The organism is Streptomyces sp. AC627_RSS907 (assembly GCF_019049165.1).
The window spans coordinates 67153-90661 of record NZ_JAGMUE010000111.1 but is presented as its reverse complement, the minus strand read 5'-3'; the positions used below and the strand labels follow the sequence as shown (position 1 = coordinate 90661).

At 72.9% G+C, this 23509-nt stretch carries 21 protein-coding genes, 1 tRNA gene and 1 pseudogene; 11 read left to right on the top strand and 12 right to left on the bottom strand.

Annotated elements, in window-relative coordinates; genetic code table 11:
- Nucleotides 1-425: 425 nt before the first annotated feature.
- From KUM32_RS24045 to KUM32_RS24030, 4 genes are all read left to right on the top strand, one after another.
- Nucleotides 426-1157, top strand: coding sequence for an aspartate/glutamate racemase family protein (locus KUM32_RS24045; protein ID WP_217144020.1), 732 nt, complete (start codon nt 426-428; stop codon nt 1155-1157).
- A 180-nt stretch (nt 1158-1337) separates the two neighbouring features.
- Nucleotides 1338-1709 (top strand): hypothetical protein, encoded by a 372-nt coding sequence (locus KUM32_RS24040; RefSeq protein WP_217144019.1) that lies wholly within the window; start codon nt 1338-1340, stop codon nt 1707-1709.
- A 133-nt stretch (nt 1710-1842) separates the two neighbouring features.
- On the top strand, nt 1843-2451 hold the full coding sequence (locus tag KUM32_RS24035) for a bifunctional DNA primase/polymerase (RefSeq protein WP_217144018.1): 609 nt from the start codon (nt 1843-1845) through the stop codon (nt 2449-2451).
- Nucleotides 2442-2515, top strand: a tRNA-Lys gene (locus KUM32_RS24030). Before KUM32_RS24035 ends, KUM32_RS24030 begins: the two co-directional genes overlap by 10 nt.
- Nucleotides 2516-2598: 83 nt before the next feature.
- Here KUM32_RS24030 and KUM32_RS24025 read toward each other — a convergent pair.
- Nucleotides 2599-3927, bottom strand: coding sequence for a M6 family metalloprotease domain-containing protein (locus KUM32_RS24025; protein WP_374227545.1), 1329 nt, complete (start codon nt 3925-3927; stop codon nt 2599-2601).
- Between the two features lie 333 nt (nt 3928-4260).
- On the opposite strand from KUM32_RS24025, the gene KUM32_RS24020 reads away from it, so the two are divergent.
- Nucleotides 4261-6162 carry a bifunctional diguanylate cyclase/phosphodiesterase gene (locus KUM32_RS24020; protein ID WP_217144017.1) on the top strand — a complete coding sequence of 634 codons (1902 nt, stop codon included), beginning with the start codon at nt 4261-4263 and terminating at the stop codon, nt 6160-6162.
- Here the strand turns inward: KUM32_RS24020 and KUM32_RS24015 are convergent.
- On the bottom strand, nt 6138-7253 hold the full coding sequence (locus tag KUM32_RS24015) for an LLM class flavin-dependent oxidoreductase (RefSeq protein ID WP_217144016.1): 1116 nt from the start codon (nt 7251-7253) through the stop codon (nt 6138-6140). The genes KUM32_RS24020 and KUM32_RS24015 overlap by 25 nt on opposite strands.
- A gap of 389 nt (nt 7254-7642) precedes the next feature.
- Between KUM32_RS24015 and KUM32_RS24010 the strand changes: the two genes are divergently transcribed.
- Nucleotides 7643-8305 (top strand): recombinase family protein, encoded by a 663-nt coding sequence (locus tag KUM32_RS24010; protein WP_217144015.1) that lies wholly within the window; start codon nt 7643-7645, stop codon nt 8303-8305.
- Nucleotides 8306-8364: 59 nt separating this feature from the next.
- Here the strand turns inward: KUM32_RS24010 and KUM32_RS24005 are convergent, their stop codons facing one another.
- The 3 genes from KUM32_RS24005 to KUM32_RS23995 all read right to left on the bottom strand — a co-directional run bounded on the left by KUM32_RS24005 (nt 8365) and on the right by KUM32_RS23995 (nt 9825).
- The gene (locus KUM32_RS24005; RefSeq protein WP_217144014.1) at nt 8365-9006 is read right to left on the bottom strand and encodes a bifunctional 2-polyprenyl-6-hydroxyphenol methylase/3-demethylubiquinol 3-O-methyltransferase UbiG; all 642 of its coding nucleotides are present in this window, start codon (nt 9004-9006) and stop codon (nt 8365-8367) included.
- A 67-nt stretch (nt 9007-9073) separates the two neighbouring features.
- A complete protein-coding gene (locus KUM32_RS24000; protein WP_217144013.1) occupies nt 9074-9529 on the bottom strand; it encodes a hypothetical protein in 456 nt (151 codons plus the stop codon).
- 83 nt (nt 9530-9612) lie between these two features.
- Entirely contained in the window at nt 9613-9825 is a 213-nt protein-coding gene (locus tag KUM32_RS23995; protein ID WP_217144012.1) for a hypothetical protein, read from the bottom strand.
- A gap of 246 nt (nt 9826-10071) precedes the next feature.
- Between KUM32_RS23995 and KUM32_RS23990 the strand changes: the two genes are divergently transcribed.
- On the top strand, nt 10072-11256 hold the full coding sequence (locus KUM32_RS23990) for a helix-turn-helix domain-containing protein (RefSeq protein WP_217144011.1): 1185 nt from the start codon (nt 10072-10074) through the stop codon (nt 11254-11256).
- A 65-nt stretch (nt 11257-11321) separates the two neighbouring features.
- Here the strand turns inward: KUM32_RS23990 and KUM32_RS23985 are convergent, their stop codons facing one another.
- From KUM32_RS23985 to KUM32_RS23970, 4 genes and pseudogenes are all read right to left on the bottom strand, one after another.
- The gene (locus KUM32_RS23985; protein WP_217144010.1) at nt 11322-12683 is read right to left on the bottom strand and encodes an AAA domain-containing protein; all 1362 of its coding nucleotides are present in this window, start codon (nt 12681-12683) and stop codon (nt 11322-11324) included.
- Entirely contained in the window at nt 12680-14278 is a 1599-nt protein-coding gene (locus KUM32_RS23980) for a hypothetical protein (RefSeq protein ID WP_217144009.1), read from the bottom strand. The genes KUM32_RS23985 and KUM32_RS23980 overlap by 4 nt, the downstream gene beginning before the upstream one ends.
- A gap of 262 nt (nt 14279-14540) precedes the next feature.
- Nucleotides 14541-15711, bottom strand: a pseudogene (locus KUM32_RS23975) (hypothetical protein); the annotation flags it as partial.
- Entirely contained in the window at nt 15608-16561 is a 954-nt protein-coding gene (locus tag KUM32_RS23970) for a phosphatase PAP2 family protein (protein WP_217144008.1), read from the bottom strand. The pseudogene KUM32_RS23975 and the gene KUM32_RS23970, both read right to left, overlap by 104 nt.
- A gap of 196 nt (nt 16562-16757) precedes the next feature.
- Between KUM32_RS23970 and KUM32_RS23965 the strand changes: the two genes are divergently transcribed.
- Entirely contained in the window at nt 16758-17354 is a 597-nt protein-coding gene (locus KUM32_RS23965) for a histidine phosphatase family protein (RefSeq protein WP_217144007.1), read from the top strand.
- 123 nt (nt 17355-17477) lie between these two features.
- On the opposite strand, the gene KUM32_RS23960 is transcribed toward KUM32_RS23965, so the two are convergent.
- Nucleotides 17478-19007: a hypothetical protein gene (locus KUM32_RS23960; protein ID WP_217144006.1), complete on the bottom strand. Its 1530-nt coding sequence runs from the start codon at nt 19005-19007 to the stop codon at nt 17478-17480.
- Between the two features lie 316 nt (nt 19008-19323).
- Between KUM32_RS23960 and KUM32_RS23955 the strand changes: the two genes are divergently transcribed.
- Both KUM32_RS23955 and KUM32_RS23950 read left to right on the top strand, forming a co-directional pair.
- Nucleotides 19324-19716 carry a hypothetical protein gene (locus KUM32_RS23955; protein ID WP_217144005.1) on the top strand — a complete coding sequence of 131 codons (393 nt, stop codon included), beginning with the start codon at nt 19324-19326 and terminating at the stop codon, nt 19714-19716.
- A 52-nt stretch (nt 19717-19768) separates the two neighbouring features.
- A complete protein-coding gene (locus KUM32_RS23950) occupies nt 19769-20638 on the top strand; it encodes a spermidine synthase (protein WP_217144004.1) in 870 nt (289 codons plus the stop codon).
- 1 nt (nt 20639) lies between these two features.
- On the opposite strand, the gene KUM32_RS23945 is transcribed toward KUM32_RS23950, so the two are convergent.
- Nucleotides 20640-21209, bottom strand: coding sequence for a hypothetical protein (locus KUM32_RS23945; RefSeq protein ID WP_217144003.1), 570 nt, complete (start codon nt 21207-21209; stop codon nt 20640-20642).
- Between the two features lie 130 nt (nt 21210-21339).
- On the opposite strand from KUM32_RS23945, the gene KUM32_RS23940 reads away from it, so the two are divergent.
- Nucleotides 21340-22089, top strand: a complete 750-nt coding sequence (locus tag KUM32_RS23940; protein ID WP_254406031.1) for a response regulator transcription factor — start codon at nt 21340-21342, stop codon at nt 22087-22089.
- Here KUM32_RS23940 and KUM32_RS23935 read toward each other — a convergent pair.
- Nucleotides 21990-23420 (bottom strand): GH1 family beta-glucosidase, encoded by a 1431-nt coding sequence (locus KUM32_RS23935; protein ID WP_217144002.1) that lies wholly within the window; start codon nt 23418-23420, stop codon nt 21990-21992. The genes KUM32_RS23940 and KUM32_RS23935 overlap by 100 nt on opposite strands.
- Nucleotides 23421-23509 lie beyond the last annotated feature (89 nt).

Below are 23509 nucleotides of genomic sequence, written 5' to 3'. Positions count from 1 at the left end.
CGCCATAGGAGCCCGTAACGGGATCCGCGCTCCCTTCCGGCTCATCACGACATCCGCACCACCACGGGATAACCCGGCCATCGCGCCCGCCACGGGAGAACCCGGCCGTCACGCCCATCCCGGGCGACCCGTGCCGTTTCGCCCGCGCGGGCGCCGGGTCGGGCACCACGGCGTACGGCCACGACCGCGAGGTCCGCGCTTCGCCGCCGCGGCCGGGCTCCGGATCCCGGTGATCCCGGTGTTCTCGGCCAACCCGGTGACGATGTGGGCGGCGCTGCGCCGACTGGGTACCCGTGCCGTGGGGCCGTATCCGGCGCCGGCCGATCCGTCGGCGCGCACCGGCCCCGTGGTGCCGGGCACGGCCGGCACCGTACTGCCGGAAGCTCCGCGAGTTCCGGCGACGGACCGCAGTAGGAAGGGTGGACATGACAGCACTGGGATTCCTGTACCCGGGCCACTGTGGCGAGGACGACTATCCACGCATCGAGCAGCTCCTGGGCAGCGACATCCGGGTGGACCTGGTGCACACGGACATCGGCGAGGACGCGCTCGGGGTGGACGCGCTGCGCGCGATGGGTTCACCGCAGCGGCTCGAGGCGGGCACCGCGGAACTCCGGCTCGCCGGCGCGGACGCCGTGGTGTGGGCCTGCACCAGCGGCGGCTTCGTGCACGGCTGGGAGGGCGCCCAGCAGCAGGTGCGGGACCTGGCCCGGACGGCGGGCCTCCCCGCCTCCTCCACCTCCTTCGCCTTCGTGCACGCGGCGCGCGAGATCGGCGCCCGGCGGGTGGCGATCGGCGCGACCTACCCGAACGACGTGGCCGAGCTCTTCGCGGACTTCCTGCGCACCGCCGGCATCGAGACGGTCGCCGCCGTCGGCTCCGGCACCGTCACGGCGGCGGAGGCCGCCACCTGGACCGAGTCCGAGGTCCTGGCGCTGGCCCGCTCCGCCGACCACCCGGACGCGGAGGCGGTCCTGCTCCCGAACACGGCGCTGCACACGGCGGCCCACATCCCGCTCCTGGAGAAGGAACTGGGCAAGCCGGTCCTCACCGCGAACCAGGTCACCGTCTGGGAGTGCCTCAGGCTGGCCGACCGGCGGGTGAACGCGCCGGAGCTCGGGGCGCTGTTCACCCGGGAACCGGTGGTCCAGGTATGAGGCCCGGCCGTGCGGCCGGGTGCGGGCGCGCACCGCACCCGCCGTGCGGGAGGCGGTCGCCGAGGAGCACGGCGACCGCGGGCGCGGACGTCCGGGCCGGGACCCTCTTGCGCGGGCGCGGGACAATGGACGGTGGCCCACTCCACGGGGGCCGTTCATGACGCACCAGGAGGAGAAGACATGGCGGAGCCCGCGCCGCGTCGTCACCAGCCGCGGCTACGCCCCGCGCCCCTGCTCTTCGAGCCGGCCGAGGCGGCCGCCGATCCGGAGCACTTCTTCGACCTCGACTCGATCGAGGACCCCCGGGCCCTGCTGGACCGGGCGACCGAACTGACGCAGGCGTTCCGGGCGGCGGCGGACCGGGCGATGGAGTTCCAGGCGATGGCCGCGGCGCAGCTGGCCGACCCCCGGCGGTTCGACCGGCTGACGGCCGCGGACATCGCCGAGCGGGCCGAGTGGACCGAGGACTACGCCAAGAAGATGGTCGAGTTCGGCCGGGGCCTGATGCGCGGCGGCGAGGACGGCGCCCGGGGGCACGCCGACCCCGCGTGACGCGACGGGCCGGCCGGGTACCCCGCCCGCATATGCCAGGCGGCTGGGCAAGATACCCCCTCCTCCCGGCACATGTCCCGGTTTCCCGCAACCCAGCGGAGCCGCCTCCTCACAACCGGTAGATGTGTGCGGTATGAGCAGCGCACACAACGCCCCCCTCGACGACACCCTCCACGTCACGGACGTCACCTCGGACGGCGCCGCCTGGCTCGCCTCGGCGGCCGCCCACCCGCGCGGCACGCTCGCGCTCTGGGAGGAGCGGCCCGAGGCCCCGGTCGTCCTGCCCTGCGGCTCCGCCTTCGACGTGGTGAGCGCGCCCGCGGTCTTCGGGCGCCGGATGCTGGACCGGATGTGGGGAGAGGGGCCGGGGTCGGGTCCGGTGGCGGAGTTCCGGGGCCGGATGCTGCTGTTCGCCGCGGCGGGCACGGCCCAGCGGCTGCCGTCGCTGCTGGAGTGGGAGGAGTGGGGCGCGCGAGGCCGTGCGGGCGGCCGTACCGGCGCGGTGCCGCCGCTGCTCTGCCACGGCGCCGGGGACGCGGTGACCGTGCCGCCCCCCGCGGGCGCGTCCGCCGGCCCGGATTCCCGCTGGCTGGTGGCCCCGGATACCCGTCGGCCGTGGCTTCCCGGACCGGAGGTGCTGCTCTGGGCCGCGGTGCGGGCGGCCCGTGCCGCCGTCCGTATCTCGATTTTTCCCTCCGCCGACCAGGGTGCTAAGGTCTACGACGTCAGCAGGCGCCGCTAGCTCAGTTGGTTAGAGCAGCTGACTCTTAATCAGCGGGTCCGGGGTTCGAGTCCCTGGCGGCGCACGTTGCCGATGGCGAGGCGGTTTCGCGGTAAGCGGACCGGCCTCGCCATCCTTGTGTCTGCGCACGCCCTCACGGTGAGCGGCTCACCCCGGTGTGACCTGCACCGTCCACGCTCCCGACACCGTCCGTCCCTCCACTTCCACCCGCACGCCCTCGCCCGGCACCGTGAAGCTCTCGCCGAGGCCCACCGGGGCGTCGGCGAGCGGGGGGTAGACCGAGTTCTCCCAGCAGGCCTCGGTGTCCGGATGGGCGTCGATCACCTCGACGGGCCCGTCCCCGGACTCCGCCGCACTGCGCACCCGGTACACCAGCACCCCCGCCCGGCAGGCCGCGGCGTCGTTGCCGACCGGACCCCGCGCCTCGAAGGCGAGGACGCTGTCCGCGCCGGTGCGCACCACCGCCAGCTTCGTACCGCGCCCGAGGCCGAAGGACGGCGCCCCGGCGGCTCCCGTCACCGCCACCCCAGGACCCGCCCCCAGCGGCTCCAGCGTCAGCCGCGTCGGACCGCTGCCCCGTACGCACGCCACCTGCCGGGGCTCCAGCCAGCCCAGCTTCCACTTGTGCCAGCCGAGCAGGTCCGGGGCCAGCCCGAACTGGCTGCCCATCAGGTCCCAGTCGCCGACGTGGGTGTCCCAGTCGCCCTTGCCGTCCACGGGCCGGTGGTAGAGGTCGGGCAGGTCGAAGACGTGCCCGGTCTCGTGGGCCAGGACCAGGCGGTCCGGCGGATGGTTCTCGAAGACCGTGACGATCCGGGGGATGTCGGTGCCGTCGGCCCGCATCGGGGTGTCCAGGTTGACGACCTTCGTGGCGTCGGAGTCCACGCCGGGCGCGTCCGGGTCGGCGATGAGGTAGACGACGTCGTAGCGGGAGAAGTCGACGTGCCGGTCGGCGGCGGCGAGCGCGTCGCGCAGGAAGGCGGCCCGGTGCCGGGGGCTCCAGTCGCGCTCTATGTCGTACGCCGTCGACGGCCGCGGCATGGGGATCCAGCCGCGCGGCCGGTGCGGGCGGATCGTGAACCTGCCGTAGGAGGCGCGCTCGAAGAAGCGGGTGGTGGCCGGGAAGTGGTCGGCGGCGATCTCGGCCGGCCCGGTCAGCGGCCGGGAGTCGGGGAACGACAGGAAGACCATCACCGCGTCCAGCGCGCGGACCGGCCGCGGATAGGAGGCGTTCCAGGTGTCCAGGCCCTCGGAGTGGTGCACCTCGGTGCGCTGGAGGGCGCAGGGCCGCGGGGAGAAGGGCTCGGCGACCGAGGGGGCGGTGAACAGGGAGGTCGCGGCGAGCGCCGACATCGTGGTGCACACCGCCGCCGTACTGCGCAGCCGGGGCCGCGCCGTCCCCACCGCCCGGCGGCCCGCGCCGAACCCCTTGAGTGCCTCCCGGGGAAGTCGCCTCAGGGGGAGCTGGCGCGGCACAGGGACCTCCGGGTGCGGTAGAACGGGACGCCGCACCCAGCTTGTGCATGTTTGTCATACCGCGCCCTGTTCGCTTGCACCGGATGGGTGAGTCACCCGGAAATTCACCGGAGGCTCCCGACCGGGCATCCCGGAGTCGTACACGGAACGTCACAACTGGTCGGAGCCCTGAAGAACCCGTCCAGATGTGAGCAGGAACGATCTGTCGGGGAGATCGCCCGGTCCCGAAGGCGGGACGGCGGCTGGAAGGGCCTCTTGCCAGCCTCTATGATCGGCACACTTTCCTGCACGACCAGAGCACGAACAGAGACCGAGGCACTGCGGGAGCGAGCGGTGAACGGAACCTCCGAAGGGCCGGCGCCCGTGGCAGGCCTCGACCGGTCGACCGTCACGGAGAGTGGCGACGGCCTGGCGGCTCGTACGCCGTGCACGGGGGCCACGGCCTACCGTTCGGTGTTCCGGACCGCTCCCCTCGCCATGGCCGTCGTCGACGCCGAGGGACAGGTCGTCAGTGCCAACGACACGCTGGGCGCCCTGCTCGGCACCGACCCGGCCGCGCTGGCCGGCCGCGCGGCGGCCGACCTCGTCGACCTGGCCTCCGACACCGGCACCTGGCACGCCTACCGCGAGGTGCTGCGGGGCGACCGGCCCCGGCTGCGCTGCACCCGGCGCCTGAAGGGAGCCGACGGGCACTCGCTGTGGGCGCAGGTGACGATCGAGCCCCTGGCCGACTGCGGGGACGGGCCCGGCCTGCTGCTCTCGGTCGCCGACATCAGCGCCCGGCGCGAGCTCCAGGCACGGCTGCGGCACCTGCAGATGCACGATCCGGTGACCCGCCTGCCCAACCGCGCCCTGTTCTTCGAGCGTCTGACGGGCGCCCTGGAGGCGGAGTCGTACGAGCACGGCGGCACCGGCCGGATCGGCCTGTGCTACCTGGACCTGGACGGTTTCAAGGCCGTCAACGACACCCTGGGCCACCGGGTCGGCGACCGGCTGCTGGCCGCCGTGGCCGAACGCCTCACGCGGTGCGCGGAGGAGGCCGCCCACGCGCGCTCCGGCGCCCCGCTGGTGGCCCGGCTCGGCGGCGACGAGTTCGCCCTCCTCGTGGAGGACTCCACGGGCACCGACCAGCTCGCCGAACTGGCCGAATCGGTGCTGACGGCCCTCCAGGCGCCCTTCGAGCTCTGCGACCGCCGTCTCTCGGTGACCGCCTCGGTCGGGGTCGTCGAGCGCCACACCGCCGGCACCACCGCCACCGCCCTGATGCAGGCCGCCGACACCACCCTGTACTGGGCCAAGGCCGACGGCAGGGCCCGCTGGACGCTCTTCGACCCCGAGCGCAACGCGAACCGGATGACCCGCCAGGCCCTCGCCGCCACGCTCCGTCCGGCCATCGACCGCGGTGAGTTCGCGCTGGAGTACCAGCCGCTGGTGAGCATGGAGGACGGCCGGGTGCGGGGCGTCGAGGCGCTCGTCCGCTGGAACCATCCCCAGTTCGGCGTACTGTCGCCGAATCGGTTCATCGCACTGGCGGAGGAGGACGGTTCGATCGTCCCGCTCGGCCGCTGGATCCTGCGCACGGCCTGCCACCAGGCCCGACGCTGGCAGCTGGCCCACCCGGACGACCCGCCGATCTTCGTCAGCGTCAACGTGGCGGTCCGTCAGGTCTGGGACTCGGACCTGGTGGCCGACGTGGCGGCGACCCTGGAGGAGACGGGGCTGGCCCCGCACCTGCTCCAGCTGGAGCTGACGGAGTCGGCGGTGATGGGGTCGGCGGGCCGCCCGCTGCAGGCCCTCAAGGCGCTCAGCGACATGGGCGTCCAGATCGCCATCGACGACTTCGGCACCGGCTACTCGAACCTCGCCTACCTGAGCCGGCTGCCGGTCTCCGTCCTGAAGCTGGACGGCGCCTTCGTCCGGGGCTTCCAGTACGACGGGGCCCCGGACGCCGGGGCGGACCCGGACACCGGCGCGAGCGCCGACGCGTCCTCGGCGAACCCGGCCGACGAGGTCATCGTCGAGGCGATGGTCCAGCTCGCCCACCGCCTCGGCCTCACCGTCACCGCCGAGTGCGTGGAGACCTCCGACCAGGCGACCCGTCTGCGCCGCATCGGCTGCGACACCGGTCAGGGCTGGCTGTACTCCCGACCGGTGGCGCCGGATCGTATCTCCGCGCTCCTGGGCTCCGCCGGGCCCGGCGCGGCCGGGGTTCAGGCCGGGGTCGGCAAGCCGTAGGCGTCGGCGATCAGCTCGTAGGAGCGCAGGCGCACGTCGCCGCCGTGGGCGTTGGCGGTCAGCATGAGCTCGTCGGCGCCGGTGCGCTTGTGGAGGTCGTCGAGCCCGGCCCGGACCTCCTCGGCGGTGCCGTGGATGACGTTGGAGTTCCAGGAGTCCACGAACTCCCGCTCCATCGGGCTGAAGTCGTACGCCTCCGCCTCCTCGGGCGTCGGCACCAGCCCGGGGCGGCCCGTGCGCAGCCGGACCATGTTCAGCGCGGCGGCCAGCACCTGCCGGCGGGCCTCCTTCTCGTCGTCGGTCGCGAGCGCGGAGACGCCGATGAGGGCGTAGGGGGCGTCCAGGACGGCGGACGGCCGGAAGGACTCCCGGTACAGCTCGAGCGCCGGGATGGTGTTCTGCGCCGAGAAGTGGTGCGCGAAGGCGAAGGGCAGCCCGAGGGTGCCGGCCAGCCGGGCGCTGAACCCGGAGGAACCGAGCAGCCAGACCGGCGGCCGGTGCGGGGACTGGACGCCGCCGGGGGAGGTCGCCTGGACGGGGCCGGGGACGGCGTGGATACGGCGGTAGGGGTGCCCGTCCGGGAAGTCGTCGTCCAGGAACCGGATCAGCTCCGCGAGCTGCTGCGGGAAGTCGTCGGCGCCCTCGTTCAGCCGGTCGGTGCGGCGCAGGGCGGCGGCCGTGGCCCCGTCGGTGCCGGGCGCCCGGCCGAGGCCGAGGTCGACGCGGCCGGGGGCCATGGCCTCCAGCGTCCCGAACTGCTCCGCGATCACGAGCGGCGCGTGGTTCGGCAGCATGACGCCGCCCGAGCCGAGCCGGATGCGGTCGGTGTGGGCGGCCAGGTGGGCCAGGATCACCGCGGGCGACGAGGAGGCGACGCCGGGCATGGAGTGGTGCTCGGCGACCCAGTACCGGTGGAAGCCGCGCTGCTCTGCGAGGCGCGCGATGTCCACGCTGGTCCGCAGGGCGTCGGTGGCGGTCCGGCCGGCACCGACGGTCACCAGGTCCAGTACGGACAGGGGGACGGGAGCGGTGCCGTGGGCGGTGCCCCGGATCTCCTCTGCGGCGCTTGTGCCTGCGGCGTCTGGGGCCATGGCGGGGTGCCTCCTGTGATGGGCGTACGGGTCGCTGCGCCACGTAACAGGAGGGAGCCTCCGGTTATTCCCCGGCGAGGGCCCTGAGGGTGGCGAGGAAGACGGCGAAGGCGGGGCGGGGAAGGTGAGGACGGCTCGGGCGGGGGTTTTGGAACCTGGCAACGGTGACGACCGCGAGCCCGACGGTCCCGGCCTGGCCGCCACTCCAGGCGGCGGTCAACGCCATGCTCGACCGGGACTAGTGGCGCCACGCCACCCGGTGTTCCCCGAGGTGGGCCAGCACCGCATGGTTCGCCTCCCAGCCCTGGGAAAACAGGATCACCACACGGAGTGGGCCCAGGGCCTCTAGTGAGAGGCTTGAACGAGTGAGCACACGAGTCCTACCCGGTATGCGCGTCCTGAAGGTGCGGCGCATCAGCCGAGACACCGAAGACAGCTCAGCCCTGGTCCGGCAGGGTGAGGAGCTGGACGCAGCCACCGAGGAACACCGCCTGATCGTGGCCGGTGAGGTCGAGGACAGCACCGTGTCAGGTGCGGTGAACCTGGACGACAGGCCAAGCCTGGGCCGCTGGATGAAGGCTCCCCACTGGCACGACTGGGACGCCCTCATGGTCACGTCCCTGGACCGCATCACCAGGAACCAGCACCACTGGGACAGGTTCGCTGAGCGCTGCCACCAGGGCGGGAAAGAGATCATCTGCCTTGATGACCCGGCCCTGGACATCCACACCCCCACGGGCCGCATGATCGCGTACATCAAGGCGACTCAGGCGCAGGAGTACCGGGAAGCCATCGTCAAGAAGCGGCGCAAGCAGACCCAGTACTACCGAGACGAAGCCCTTTGGGGCGGCGGTACCTGGCCGTTCGGATACCGGCCTGTCGTGCAGGAGCACAAGGGCAAGCAGCGTTACAAGCTGGTCACTGACCCCGTGACTGGTCCCCTGATCCGGGAAGCGTACGAGCGGATAGCGGAGCAGGGCTGGAACATGGGCCAGCTCTGTAAGGATTGGAACGCTCGGGGAAGAATAGGTGATTTAGGTCACAATTCATAAGCGATCATAAAGAAACCCCCTACCGGGAAAGTAGGGGGAATCCTTCCGGGGTTAAGCCCTCACACATAGGCCCTTACCAAGAGGGTTCCTACGCCCTTCCCTTCCGGGGGAGAGGTGACCTCGGCTTTGATATCCGAGTACCCGGAAGAGGCCAGAAGGGCCGACCACTCCTCTGGGGTGTAGTCCCACCTGGTCACTGCCTTGGCCTCTCTTAGCTGGCCCACGGGCTGAGTGCCGGCCGTTGGGGGCTTGTGGGAGAAGGCCAGCACGCCACCAGGGGAAAGCCTCTTACGGACCAGGGGGAGAAGCTGTTCAGGGTCCGTGAACCAGACGGGCCCGAAGATGGACAGGACCACATCGAAGGGGCCTTCTGTGTGGCTCAGGTAGTCGGTCACCTCTGCCGTGTGGAACGTGAGTCCGGGCAGGTGTCCCCATCGGGCTACGGCCTTCTCGTGCTGGCTCGGAGCGATATCGACCCCAGTGCAGGTCGCCCCAAGGGTGGACAGGTGGGCCAGATTGCAGCCGGTACCGCATCCCAGTTCCAGGACGGTACGGCCCTGGAGGTCTCCGAGGATCGATTCATCGGGGCCGTGGTCGGGGTACTGGGTCCAGTTCAACCACGTACGGGCACCAGAAGCGTTGGCCTCTCTCCGTGGCGTCCGTCCCTGGGCGTATCGCTCCCAGGCATCAACGACCTCCATACGGAACCTCTCCTCATGGGGACGACTCCCCCCGTCGCCGAGGGGAGTCGCCACTGTCAGCGTTGTGCTACTTCTTCCCGCTGTTGGGGCTGTCGGTGCACCCAGCGTGGCACTGGGAGCAGTCGGCCGCGTCCTTCATGACCCACAGCTCCGGGTCGATCTCGAAGCCGGAAGCCTGGATGGCCTTGACCGTGTCCCGCAGGGCGGGGGGCTCCCCGGTCCCCTCTCCGGGCAGGTGCGGGACGTGGTGGATGTAGCGGCCCGCGTGCTGGTCGCAGAACGCCATGTAGTTGATCGAGTCGAGCACGAACGAGTGGACGCCCAGGTCCACGGCCTGAGAGGGCCCCATGCGGACCTCGGGGCACTCGGCGGAGGTCACCAGGTAGGCGACGGCCTGACCGAAGATGCGCTCTGCCAGGTCACGCCCCATGGCGTGGTCCCGCATGATGAGTCGGACTTCCCTGTCCCACACCTGGGAGGGGACGCAGGTGCGGGGGTCTCGGACCTGTACCGCTGTTGCCATCAGTGGTTCCCTTCACGTGGTCGTGCTCGGGTGATGGACCCGCCCCGGCCACCCGTACGTGCCTGGGTGATCAGGGCGGGGGTTCAGTGGGTCACGCGCCGTCTCAACTTCGCCAACGTCCGTGCCTGCTGGTGGTGTCGGGCTAAGGCAGCAAGCTGAATGCGTTCCCTGTCGTTGACGGGACGTACAGAGATGGCACGGGTCTGCCAGCGGAGGCCGGAGGGGCGAATCAGGATCAGCATGGAGCCCTGCTGTGCCTGGACGACGCCGACCATCTGACTGGCGTTGTCGAACACGGCTGTACCGGGCTCACACACGATTCCCTGTCTCATGCCCTCCGCCTTTCGCTGGTGACTGCATCTAGTCAACGGCGGGGAGTGCAGGGGAACTTGCACACGAGTTGCACAGTGCTCCACACGCCCTCAGAGGCGGTGAGTGAAGGAACCTGCTGCGGTTACCCGTTAAGCCTTGCGACGATGGCTCCAGCGACCGTCTAGCGGCGCACAGCGTGCGCTGAGTACCTACCGGGTAGGGCTGATCACATGGGAAAGACCGCTGAACTGGCACCGGGCGCGAACCTTGCTGCGCTCCGGAAGGAACGTGGACTGACTCAGAGCCAGCTAGCGAGGCTGGCCAACATCAGCGTGTCTCTGCTCTCCAAGATCGAGGTGGGGGACCGAACCCTGACCCCGGCTGTTGCTGCCGACCTGGGCAAGCCCATGGGGCTGAGCATGGCTGAGGTACTGGGGAAAGCCTCTGTTGCCAGGAACGACGAAGAGCGCTTGTCCGCTCTCCGGTCGGCTATCCGGGATTACGACCTACCAGGACGCCAGGAAGTACAGGAAGACGATCTCAGGGCCTCTGTAGAGGCCGCTGGGCAGCACAGGGACAAGGCCCAGGTAGACCGGCTCCTAGCGATGCTCCCCGGCCTTCTGAGGGACGCCACGACGTACGCCCATGCCGCCAACACGGTGGATAGCTGGATGGCCCTGTCTGAGGTCTACAGCAGCATCTATTGGCTGGCTGCCCGGCACAGGTGGATGGACATGGCGGAACTGGCCGTGACTCGCCAGAGGTGGGCCGTCGAGCAGAAGACCAACCCCCTGGGCATGGCCATTGCTGCCAGGGATAGGGCAGGGGCCTACCTGAACGGCGGGGACTTTGAAGGCGGCCTGATGGTGGTGGATCGGGCCATCAGCCAGGCACAGGCCAGCCTGTCAGGGCAGGAGAGGGCCTTTGCGGTTGGACTGCTGAACCTGCGGGGAATGACCTTGGCGGGACGCTTCAAGGACAAGAAGGAAGGAAAGAAGGAGGCGGAACGGCACATCAAGTCGGCCTGGGAAGCCTCTGAGTGGTTCCAGCGGGATTGGAACCGTCACAGCATGATCTTCGGCCCACAGAACACGACCACACACGTTCTGGCTACTCGGCTGGACCTGGGACGGCCCCGTGAGGCTCTGAGGGTGGCAGAAGACCTTGACGCGGCCCTGGAGGGCTTGCCCGCTACTCGTGTGGCTCCGTCCCGTATGAACCTGGCCAGGGCCCGGTTGGATGTCGGAGACCGTGACGGGGCTCTGGAGTCCCTGTCGGATGCGTGGGAGGCCGCTCCCCAGATGGCCCGCATCCACCCCATGGCGCGGGAGGTCTTCCGGGTCCTGTCGTCCCTGCATCGGCGCAGCAACCCAGAGCTTCTGAGGCTGTCCAAGCTGTCCGGCATCCCTGTCTGAGGAAACCGAACTTACTGAACTAACCGACGCTTAGACGCTGGTCAGAGGCCCTGGGGTCTGCACGGTCACGGCCGCCAGGACACCTTGTGTTCCTGGAAGTGATCCCATGTGGTAAACATCGCCTCCCAGCCGTCCGGGAACTTCACCAGCGTTCCCAGCTGGACCGGCTCCGTGGACGGGTAGTCGTCGAGGAGCTCGCCCACTCCCTCCCGGCAGACCACGATGCACGCGTGCCGGTGCCGGGAGGCCAGGACGCACAGGCGGCCGGTCTCCAGGTGGAAGGCGGTGGCGTCGGGGCGGCCGGAGAGGGGGTGCAGGACGACGGTGACGTCGTACTCGCGACCCTGGAGGCGGTTGGCCGTGTCGACCGTCACGTCGGTCACCCCGAGGTCGGCCAGGGCCGCCCGTACCGCCGCCGCCTGGTCCCGGTGCGCGGTGCCGACGGCGATGCGGCCGGCGGTCAGGGGGACGGGGTCGGGTGAGCGTTCGGACACGGCCGCACCCTCCCGGTCGAGGAGCCGCCGGACCACCGACGCCACCGCCCGCACCGCCTCCGGGTCGGTGCGCGGGGTGTGCCGTGCGGGCAGCTCCAGCAGGCCCCAGCCCGAGCGAGCGGCCTCGTCGATCACCCGGTCGGGGCCCGAGCCGTCCGACGCCACCGCGAAGGACAGGTTCCTCTCGCCGTGGTCCGTACCGCTGCGGAACGGCGTGTACGGGTAGAAGGCGTCGGAGACCAGCCGTGCCGCCGACGCCGGCAGGCGCCAGGAGACCGGCAGCCGGTGCTGGGGCAGGTCCGGGTTGTGGGCGAGCAGTGTCGTCACGGCGGACGCGGACGGGTCGTACGACAGGCCCGCCCACTGCTCGCTGCCCACCGTCGCGAACGGGTCCAGCTGACCCGGGTCGCCCACGAACAGCGCCCGTTCGAAGAGCCCGGCGACCGCCAGCAGCGCGTCCGAGCGCATCTGGTACGCCTCGTCGACGATCGCGTGCCGCCACGGCTCGTCCACCGTGACGTGCGCCCACTTCGCGGCGGTCGACAGGACGACGGCCTGCCCGGCGAGGTCGGCGGCCTTCGCCGACTTGCGCACGTTCACCAGGTCGTCCAGCGCCTTGTCGTACGGGTCGGCGTCACTGCTGTGCAGGCGGCCCACCGGCAGGTCGGGATTCTTCTCGGCGAGGCGCAGGACCAGGTCGTCCACTTGGGCGTTGGTCTGCGCGACCACCATCAGCGGGCGGCCCGCCTCGGCCAGCTCCAGCGCCGCCCGGACGACGAGCGTGGACTTCCCGGCGCCCGGCGGGGAGTCCACGACCACACCGCGCTCGGCGCCGTGCAGGGTGTCGTGGAGGATCGCCGCGGTGGCGCGGGCGGCCTCGGCACCCGGGTCGAAGGCCCGGTCCAGGGGAGCGGTGGGGGCCTCGGCGGTCACAGCACGTCCTCCTCGGTCCGGGCGTCGGCGGCCTCCGGCACGGCGGCCGTCTCGCCGGGCGGGCCGCCGTGCGTCCACGGGGTCTGCTCCGGGTCGGGCAGCTTCGCGCCGCCCCGCTGCTCGTGCTCGAAGAGGGTGAAGCAGACCAAGTCGCCCTTCTCGGGCACCGACCCGGCCTCGGGCTCCTTGCCGCGGCCCATCTTGTCCACGATGCGCAGCACGAGGACACCCTCGTCCTCCTGCCCGACGTACTCGGCCGCCTGCGGCTTGCCGCCCAGCGACCGGTACACCTTCACCCGCTCGCCCAGGTGCGGGCGGTCGTCCGTGCGGACCGTGACCAGCGGGCGCGGACTGGGCCGCTTGCTCTCGCTGTACGCCATGACCACGTCGGTGACCTCGCCCGCGAACGCCTCCCCGGACAGCCGCCGCCCGGCCATCACCAGCGGATCGTCCAGGGCCTCCTGGGCCTCCAGCCGGGCCTGCTCGCGCTCGCGCGTGGCGAGCTTGTTGGCCGCGGTCACCGCGTCGTCGCGGCGCGGCTGCGGGGGCTCGCCGGCCAGGACGCGGTCCCGGTGGGAGGTGAAGGACCAGCGGTCGCGGGTCCACCGGTCCTCGACGTGCGCCCCGGCGGGCAGCTCCCGCAGCAGGTCCAGGCCCCGCCACACCGCGTCCCAGGTGGGCCGCGTGCGGCTTTCGACCAGGGCGCGGATCTCCCGCTCGGCGGCGGTGAGCGCGCCGAGCCGGTCGTCGGCCTCCAGGCCGTCCTCGGCGGCGGCGAGCGCGGTACGGGCCCGGTCGTAGCGCTCGATGGCGGGGGCGAGCAGCTTGTTGTCGAAGGCCGGGTCGGTCGCCGGGCCCGCGGGCGGGCACAGCAGCTGGCCGTCGGCGTCACGTGCGAGTTCGGCCCGCCGGGCGGCCTCCGCGCCGCTCAGCCCCTCGTCGCGCGGGTCGATCCAGGCGAGCAACGCCCCCAGGTGCTGGTCCTCCAGCGTGGACTGCCCGGTCGCCCAGTGCCGGCCCAGCAGGTCGGTCATGGCGAGGAGGAGGGAGGAGCCGGGCACCCTCGCCCGCTCGCCGTAGTGGGTCAGCCACCGGCCGAGCAGCGGCACCCTCGGCGGCGCGGGGTGCGGCGTCTCGGGGTCCTGCTCCGCCGTACGCCGGAACCGCATGGAGCGGCCCAGCAGCCGTACGAAGTCGATGCCCGCGCGGCTCGGCACGATCAGCTGCGCCGCGTCCGCGCACAGGTCGACCTCCACCTTGACCCGCTTGCCCGTCTCCGGGTCGGTCTCGGTGCGCTCGGCGGTCTCGACGCTGTCGGCGTACGCCTCGACGTGCGGCAGCACGATGCCGGCCAGGTCGGCCAGAAACGCGGAGCGCAGGTCGCGGTCGCGGGGCTGCGGGACGACCAGCAGGTGCGGCGCGTCCCGGTCGGTGCCGACCAGCGCGCCCAGCGGGGCGCCCGCCTCACCGGCGGTGATCAGCGGTACGAAGACCAGCGGGCGGTCGGACAGGTGGCGGTGCCGGACGGTGGCGGCAGGTTGGGCGCGGCCGGCGCGTACGGCTTCCAGCCGGGCGAGCGTGGTGATCAACGACACCCGGCCACCCTGCTGCCCCCGCCCCCGGCCACCCTGCTGCCCCCGCTCCCGGTCACCCTGCTGACCCCGGCACCGGACAGCCCGTTGACCCCGGCACCGGTCATCCCGCTGGCCCGGCTCCCGGTCATCCCGCTGACCCCGGCACCGGACAGCCCGTTGACCCCGGCACCGGACAGCCCGCTGACGTCGCCGCCGGACTGCCCGTTGACGCCAGCGCCGGACTGCCCGCTGACGTCGCCGCCGACCGTCCCACTGAGCCTGTCGCCCGCTGTCGCGAGTGCTTCCGCGCGCAGCTCGGCCGCTCTGCGCAGGGCGGCCACCGCCGGGTCGTCGGGGTCGCCGGCCTCGCCGCGGGCCGCCGCCAGCACGTCCTCCACCGTCGACAGTCCGCCGAGCTCCGCGCGCACCGGGCGGCCCAGCGAGGTCACCGCGCCCGTCTCGCGGGACCGGGCGCGGCAGTGGAAGGCCAGCTCGCAGGCGGACAGGCACTCGGGCGCGTAGGCCGCCGGGACCGCCTCGACCGCGGCCGTCAGCTCCTCGGCCGGCAGCGCGGGGGAGAAGCAGACGCCCTCGGGAAGCGCGTCGGCGATGTCCGCGAGGCGGGTCAGACGGGCCAGCTGGCGGTCGGTCACGGCGCGCTGCTTGCGGACGTCGACGGCGGACGCGGTGGGCAGGTTGGAGAAGTCCTTGGGGCAGACGAGGAGGACCCGGTGACGCACGTGCGGGGCGGGGTCCAGCCGGGCCGCGACCCGCTCCAGAGCCAGCACGTACACCGCGGCCTGCCGTGCGGCGGCGCCGACCTTCGCCGGGTCGGCGGCGCCGTCCAGCATGGGGAAGGACTTGATCTCGACGACCGTCCAGCTGCCGTCCGGATGCACCACCACGGCGTCCGGCTCCAGGAAGGCGGGGGAGCCGGCGACGTCGAGGGCGAGCATCGGGTGGTCGAACAACGACCAGGTCCCCGCTCTGCCGGTGGCCTCGCGCAGGGCCAGCGCCGTCCGCGCCGCGCGGCCCTCGGGGCCGGTCGCGGTGAGGTCGGGCACGTGCGCGCCGGCGGGCGGCTCGGCGCCCCGGTCCAGCTTCTCGTGCACGAGCCGCAGCAGCTCGGCGCCGCCGTCCGCCTTGACCCGCGCCTCGAAGGCATTGCCCCGCACGAACGCGAACTGCGACTGCCCGAAGACCGACGGGGAGCCCAGCGCGCTCGCCAGCGACGCCTTGTCCACCCCGGCGCCGTCGAGGATGGCGCGGCGCCGGCACCCCGGGTTGGCGGCCAGGGCGGCCAGGGCGCGCGCGTCCAGCGCCCTGGCCGGTACGTCGGGACCGCGCAGCTCAGCGAGTCGGTGCCGGAGCCCCGTCCCCCGCGCCCGAGGGGGCGGGGTCCGGCTCGGCTCCTGATCCGAGCCGCTGCTCGCGCTGGCGTGGAAATCGCTCACCCGCGGAAGTCTGGCATCCACCACTGACAATCGGGGAACCAGCGCCGCCCGGGGCGGGTGCGGCCGGCGAGAAACGGGTCGCGAGCCGGGTCCGCACCCGGTCCGCCGTCCGCAGCACGAACGGCGTCAGCAGCAGCCCCGTGCCCATCACGGCCGCGCCCGCGACCGCGTCGAGGAAGTAGTGGTTGGCGGTGCCCATCACCACGATGACGGTCACCAGCGGGTAGACGACACCGGCCACCTTCGCCGTGCGCGTGCCGCCGTGGCGCCACAGCATCACCCCGCACCACAGCGCCCAGCCCACGTGCAGGCTCGGCATGGCCGCGTACTGGTTGGTCATCCCGCCCAGGCCGCGCGGGGCGCTCGCCTCGCCGCCCCACCAGCCGTACGAGCTGTACTGGGCCATCGTGTCGACGAAGCCGTGGCTCGCGTCCAGCAGCCGGGGCGGGCAGGTCGGCAGGAGCGTGAAGCCGATGAGGCCGATGAACGTGGACGTCATCAGCCAGGTGCGGGCGGCGCGGTAGCGCACGGCACGCGAGCGGAAGATCCAGATCAGGACCGCGGGGGTGACCGCGTAGTGCAGTGACGCGTACCAGAAGTCGGCCGGTATGCCGATCCAGGGTTCCCGGGTGAAGAGGCGGTTGAGCGGGTGCTCCGCGTTGAGGAAGAGCATCTTCTCCACGCGCAGGATCGCCAGGCCGTGGTCGACGGCGTCGGAGACGTCGCCCCGGACGACGAGGCGGCCGGCGGAGTAGCAGGCGTACACGAGGACGATGAGCGGTAGCTCGGTCCACCAGCGCAGCCGAGTCTGCGGGGCCGCCTCGGTGCCCGGTGTCTCGGTGTGCGGCAATCCGATCGCCCTCCCCCTTCGTTCTCGCGCGCGCCACTACGGACACGGGCGTGCCACTCTACGGCCTCCCTGCGTCCGGTTCGCGGAGTGCCCTCGGCCCAGAGAGACGCCGGTTCCGCCCCCCGGGTTGCCCGGGCCCCGCGTGCGCGATGATGGAGGGGTCCCCTCCGACAGCTCTCCCGGGAAGGCCCCGTTCATGGCACCGCGCATCCTGCTGGCCCGGCACGGACAGACCGAGTGGTCACTGTCCGGCAAGCACACCGGCAGGACGGACGTGCCGCTCCTGGAGGAGGGCCGGCGCGGCGCCAAGCTGCTCGGTGAGCGGCTGCACCGGGCGCCGCTGGAGGGCCTGCCCGGCGTCGAGGTCCGCACCAGCCCGCTCTCCCGCGCGCGGGAGACCTGCGAACTCGCCGGGTTCGGCGAGCGCGCCCGCACCTGGGACACGCTGATGGAGTGGGACTACGGGGCGTACGAGGGCATGACGCCGGACGAGATCCAGGCCGTCCGTCCCGGCTGGCTGATCTGGCGGGACGGGGTCCCGGAGGGAGAGACCCTGGCGGACGTCACCGCGCGCGCGGACGAGGTCGTCGCATGGGCGCGCGAGGCGGACCGCGACGTCCTGGTCTTCGCCCACGGGCACATCCTGCGGTCGATCGGCGCCCGCTGGCTGGGTCTGCCGCTGGACTTCGCCGCGCGGATACGGCTGAACCCGACGTCGCTGTCGGTGCTGGGCTGGGCGTACGGGGAGCCGGCGCTGGAGAACTGGAACGACGTGGGACATCTGGCCGGCTGACGGCACGCGAGGCCCGGCGTGCGGGGCGGCCCGGTGGTGCGGCGTGCTGCCGCGCCCACCCGTGGCACGGCTGTCCGAGGCCGCGGCGGATGCGGGCGGTCGCCCCGCACGGGGTGAGGGATGTCACGTCGGCCGGGGCAGTGCGGCGTGGCGGTCGAGGAACGTCGACACCCCCGACGCCCGCCGGTGCGGCAGCAGTACCCGTGCCGTGCCCGCCAGCATCGTGTGGACGCGTGAGGACTGCACCTCGCCGAGCAGGTCCAGCACCCGCATGCCCGCCTCCGCCGCCTCGTCGGGCCGCCCGCCGCGGGCCAGGTCGTCCGCCAGTTCCGCCGAGTACAGCGCGAGGTTCCTGGTGAAGTGCGGGCCCTGCAGCTCGACGGCCCGCCGTGCGTGCCGGGCGGCCCGGGGCCAGTCGCCCAGGGTGGACCAGCACTGGGCCTCCAGCCCCTCCAGCTCGGCCTCGCCGTAGAAGCTCATCCACTCGGGGTCGGCGTCCGAGCGGCCCCGCCCGAAGAAGGCCTGCGCGCGGGCCAGCGCCTGTTCGCAGCCGACGCGGTCGGCGAGCCCGGCCCAGCCGCCCGCCTCGCGCAGGGCGAGCAGGGACATCAGCCGGGCCGAGCCCAGCGGGCGGGCGGCACGCTGCGCGGCCTGGGCCGCCCGTACCGCCTCGCGCGGGCGGCCGGCGTCGCGGGCCAGGAACGCCATGTTGCAGAAGGTGTGCGCCTCCAGGCCCGGGTCGCCGGTCATCCGGGCGGTGGCGAGCGCCTCCGCGTAGTGGGAGCGCGCGTCGTCGAAGCGCCCCGAGTCGTGCGCCAGCCAGCCCACGGAGATCGCCAGCTCACCGGCGCCCGAGTACAGCCGGTCCGCCGTCGTCTGCCGGGTCGCGCCGGCGTCCAGGAGCGCGTACGCGGTGCGCAGCGGGGCCGCCGCGCGCCGGTAGAGGCCGTCGGCGCCGTGCCGGTCGTCGAGCAGCCGGATGCGGCGGACGGCTTCTTCCAGGGCGCCCGCGTCGCCCGCCCCGGGCCGGCGCACGGGGCGCTGTGCCGCCGCGGCGTCGAGGGCGAGCACCAGGGGGCCCAGTGAGGCGGCGGCCACCGTGGCCCCGCTCGTCATGAATGCGCGACGCAGCACGTCGCTCTCCTCGTTGTTGTCGTGCGGGTCGTGCGGGTCGTGCGGGTCGTACGGGTCGTACGGGTCGTGCGAGTCGTACGGGTCGAACCGGTCGTACGGGTCCTGCGTGTCCTGTGTGTCCCGTGTGTCCCGTGTGGCACACGGATCGCCGGCCCCGCGCGTCTCACCCGTGACGCGCGGTGGCCGGCCGGGGAGCGCGGTGAGCGCGTCCTCGGTCGGGCCCGGCCGGCGTCCGCGGACCGACGAGCGGGGCGCGAACCCCAGGTCGGTGAGCGTGCGGCCGGGGAACATGTGCAGGAACACCCGTTCGTACGCGTAGTTGGGGCAGCGGATCTCGCCCGCCTCGACCCGGCCGACGTAGCGCGCGTCACAGCTGACCCGCTCGCCGATCTCGCGTGCGGCCCGGCGGACCGCCGCCGCGAACTCGGCCGGCGAGCGCTGTCCGCGCAGTTGCCGGAACGCGAGGTTCGGCCGCGGGGGCCGGTCGGGCTGGGCGGAGGTCACTGGTGACGACGCCATGGCCGGGTCCTCTCGTGCGAACCGTCGAACCATGCCGGAAAAGGAATGACATAGGGTCACTTGGGGTGACATAAGGGGTTTCCCCCTCTGTCGTCCCCGCTTCCGGCGAGCAAGAACGTACCGGCTGTGACGGATCCGCCACGCGGTGTTTGGCTACAAACCGGATATCTCCTCCAGGATCTGCCATGAAGTGCCATCCTTTGCGGCTGTCTTGTGCCGTAGCCATTGACAGCCCGGCGCGTTGTACCCCGTGGGCCGGGAGGTCCCCGACTCCCGACCCGCTCGTCCAAGGAGGAGTTCCGTGGTGGAGGCCGGAATGGAGACCAGACGGACCGGACGGATCAGCGACCCCCCGTGTGACGCCTGTGACGTCGTCACCGTGCCGACCCGGCAGGGTCTGGAAGCGGTCGACATCCTCAGGCGCGGGGACGGTGAGGCGGTGGGCCCCGTCATGCACGACGACGGCTGCGACACCCTCGGCTTCGTCGTTCCGCCGGGCACGGCCGCCGCATGGGACGTGCCGGGAAGCACCTGTACGGAGACGGACGGCCGGGGACTGAGTCTCGTCCCGGCCGCCGGGCCTCCGGTGCGGGGCTCGGACTGGCTGCTGCCGCCCGGTGAGGCGGACCCGGCGACCGACCCCGCCGTGCTGCGGGCCGCGCTGGGGGAGGCGGCCCGGCTGATCGAGGCCGCGGACAGCTGCCGCTGAGCCACCCCGGCACACCGGTACGGCGTCGTCCCGGTGCGCCGATAATGGCCGGATGGGAAAGTCCAGGAACGCCCGCCGCGGGCGCGCTGCCGCCGAGACCGTCGCCGAGGACGTGGACGGCGGACGCGCCGAGCTGATCCCCGACCGGGAGCGGACGCGGGCGTGGACCCTGCTGATCGACGGCGCCCCGCAGTCGCACGTCGACCTCGACGACCCGGCGTACCTGTCCTTCGAGTACCAGCGCCGCATCGGGCACGTCATCGACCTGGCCGCCCCACCGGGCAAGCCCGTCCAGGCCGTGCACCTCGGCGGCGGCGCCCTCACCCTCGCCCGCTACGTCGCCGCCACCCGGCCCCGCTCCACCCAGCAGGTCGTCGAGCGGGACGCCCGGCTCGTCCACCTGGTCCGGCGGGAGCTGCCCCTGGACCCCGGCGCGCGGATCCGGGTGCGCTCCGCCGACGCCCGCGCCGGGCTGGCCAAGGTGCCCGACGGCTGGGCGCACCTGGTCGTCGCGGACGTGTTCAGCGGGGCCCGCACCCCGGCCCATCTGACGTCCACCGAGTTCCTCGACGAGGTCCGGCGCGCGCTGGCGCCCGGCGGGGTCTTCGTCGCCAACCTCGCCGACGGCCCGCCGCTCGCCCATCTGCGCGGCCAGATAGCCACCGCGGCCGCCCGCTTCGCGGAGCTCGCCCTGGTCGCCGACCCGGCCGTGCTGCGCGGCCGGCGCTTCGGCAACGCGGTCCTCGTCGCCTGCGACCACCCCCTGCCGGTCGCCGAACTCACCCGCCGCGCCGCCTCCGACCCGCACCCCGCGCGCGTGGAACACGGCCGCGCGCTGACCGACTTCACCGGCGGCGCAGCCCCCGTGACGGACGCGGCGGCGGTGGACTCGCCCGCGCCGCCGGCCTCCGTCTTCCAGTGACTCAGTAGTTCCCGATCTCCACCCGCGGCGGGCCGTCGTGCCAGGTGCAGAACACCGACACCCGGTCCGGTCCCGAAGTGAACTGCACCCGGATCCACGACTCCGTCTTCCACACCTGCATCGACCAGCCGGCGCCCGGCGTCGCCGACACCAGTGACGCGGACGACGCGCCGAGGTCGAACACCGCGCGACCGCCGTCGGTGTCGTAGCTGCGCACCTGCCCGGACGCGGTGGGGGAGTGGCTCCTCGGGGCCGCGGGAGCGGTGGGCGGCGCGGTCCGCGAGGGGGCGGGATCCGGCTCCCTCGCGGTCCTGCCCGGCGTCGGCGACGGACTGCCCGACGGCGGGAGCGGCCTGGTGGACGACGCCGGTGTCCGCGAGTCCGTTCCGCCCGCCGGCCCGTCCGGATCCCGGGTGTCGCGCGCGGACGCGTCGGCCGCCGTGATGGGCAGTGCGCGGGGAGCGTCGTAGGCCGTGCCCGTCAGCACCGTGTGGACGCCCCACCACGACAGCGTGACCGCCGCGCCGGTGGCGAGCAGCCAGGCGAGTACGTGTAGGAGTCCTCTGCGCATCGCGGCCATACTGCCTCACGAGTCACAGGCGTGTCGCCCGAACGTCCCTGGCGCGGCAGTGGTTTCACACAGGGGCGGAGTTGTCCACAGGCCCGCCCCGGGCTCCTCCGCATGGCGTACGGTGCCGCCCATGGCGCGTGTGCTCGTGGTCGAGGACGACCAGTTCGTACGCTCGGCGCTCATCCGCCACCTGGCCGACGCCTCGCACACCGTGCGCAGCGTCGATACGGCGCTGGAGGCGCTGCGCGAGGTCGCCCACCTCCGGTTCGACGTCGTGATCCTCGACCTCGGCCTGCCCGACCTGGACGGCTCCGAGGTGCTGAAGATGCTGCGCGGCATCACCGACGTACCGGTCATCGTCGCCACCGCCCGGGACGACGAGGAGGAGATCGTCCGCCTGCTCAACACGGGCGCGGACGACTACCTCACCAAGCCGTTCTCCGTCGAGCACCTGTCGGCCCGGATGGCGGCCGTACCGCGCCGCGCGCGGACGGGAGAAGCCGAGGCCGCGCCGTCGGCCGTCCTCCGGGTCGGCGGCCTCACCGCCGATCCGCTGCGCCGCCGGGCCGAACTGGACGGCACACGCCTCGACCTGACCCGCCGTGAGTTCGACCTGCTCGCCTTCCTGGCCGGGCGGCCGGGATCGCCGACCGCCGCCGGCCCGGACAGGCGCCCGCGCGCCGCCGCGGGCGACCACGAGCGGGGCGCGGTACCCCCCGTAGGATGCCGCGCCCCGCTCGTCCTTCCCCCGCCCCCGCTCCCCCGGGACCCGGAAGGGGACTACTCGGCGGCCTGCTCCACCGGCGGGAGCGTTCCCGTGCGGGCGGCCCGCCCGTACCACAGGGCGCTCGACTTGGGGATGCGCTCCTGGGAGGCGTAGTCGACGTACACGGCGCCGAACCGCTTCTCGTAGCCGTAGGCCCACTCGAAGTTGTCCAGCAGGGACCACAGGTAGTAGCCGCGGACGTCGGCGCCGTCGGTGATGGCCCGGCGGACCGCCCTGAGGTGGCCGTCCAGGTAGGCGACCCGCTCGGGATCGTGCACCGTGCCGTCCGCGCCGGGCTTGTCGTCGTAGGCGGCACCGTTCTCGCTGATGTACAGCGGCAGTCCGGGGGCCTCCCGGTGGTAGCGCATGATCAGCTCGTGCAGGCCGGTCGGGTCGACGCTCCAGCCCATCGCCGTGCGCTCCCCCGGCGGCTGGTGGAACGCCACGTCGTCCGAGGCCGGCCACGGGGTGTGGTCGCTCTCGCCGTGGCCGTCGGCGCGCGGGGCGCGCGAGTCGGCGTCGGCCGCCGACACCACGGTGGGCGTGTAGTAGTTGAGGCAGATCGCGTCCAGCGGCTGGCGGATCGCCCCCAGGTCGCCGTCCTGGACGTGCGACCAGTCGGTGACCGTGGCCGTCGCCTCCAGCAGGGACTCCGGGTAGGCGCCGTGCAGGATCGGGCCGTGGAAGATCCCGCCGGACAGGTCGTCGATCTTCCGTGCCGCCGCCAGGTCCGCGGGACGCTGCGACAGCGGCCGGACCACGGAGGTGTTGAGGCTGATCGCCACCGAGTTGCCGGCCGGCATCACCGAGCGCAGGGCCACCGTGCCCAGGCCGTGCGCCAGGTTCAGGTGGTGCGCGGCGCGCAGGGAGGCCGCGTGGTCGGTGCGGCCGGGGGCGTGCACGCCGGAGGCGTAGCCCAGGAAGGCGCTGCACCACGGCTCGTTGAGCGTGATCCACTGCTCCACCCGGTCGCCGAGCGCCTCGCCGACGAGCTGCGCGTACTCGGCGAAGCGGTACGCCGTGTCCCGCTCGGGCCAGCCGCCCGCGTCCTCCAGCTCCTGCGGCAGGTCCCAGTGGTAGAGGGTGACGGCCGGCTTGATCCCGGCGGCCAGCAGCTCGTCCACCAGACGGCGGTAGAAGTCCAGACCGCGCTGGACGGCGGGGCCGCGGCCGGTCGGCTGCACCCGGGGCCAGGAGACGGAGAAGCGGTAGGCCCCCAGGCCCAGTTCCGACATCAGCGCCACGTCGTCGCGGTAGCGGTGGTAGTGGTCGACGGCGATGTCGCCGGTGTCTCCGCCGGCCGTCTTCCCCGGCGTATGGCTGAAGGTGTCCCAGATCGAGGCGGTACGGCCGTCCTCCCGCACCGCACCCTCGATCTGGTACGCCGAGGTGGCCGCGCCCCACAGGAACGCGGGAGGGAAGGAGACGGGCTGTGGTTCTGGCATGGAATCGCTCCCACGGGTCGGGGGCCCCATTATGCATGGGAGCGCTCCCACAGGGGAACCCCCGACGCCCGCGCTCCTGCCGGCCGGGC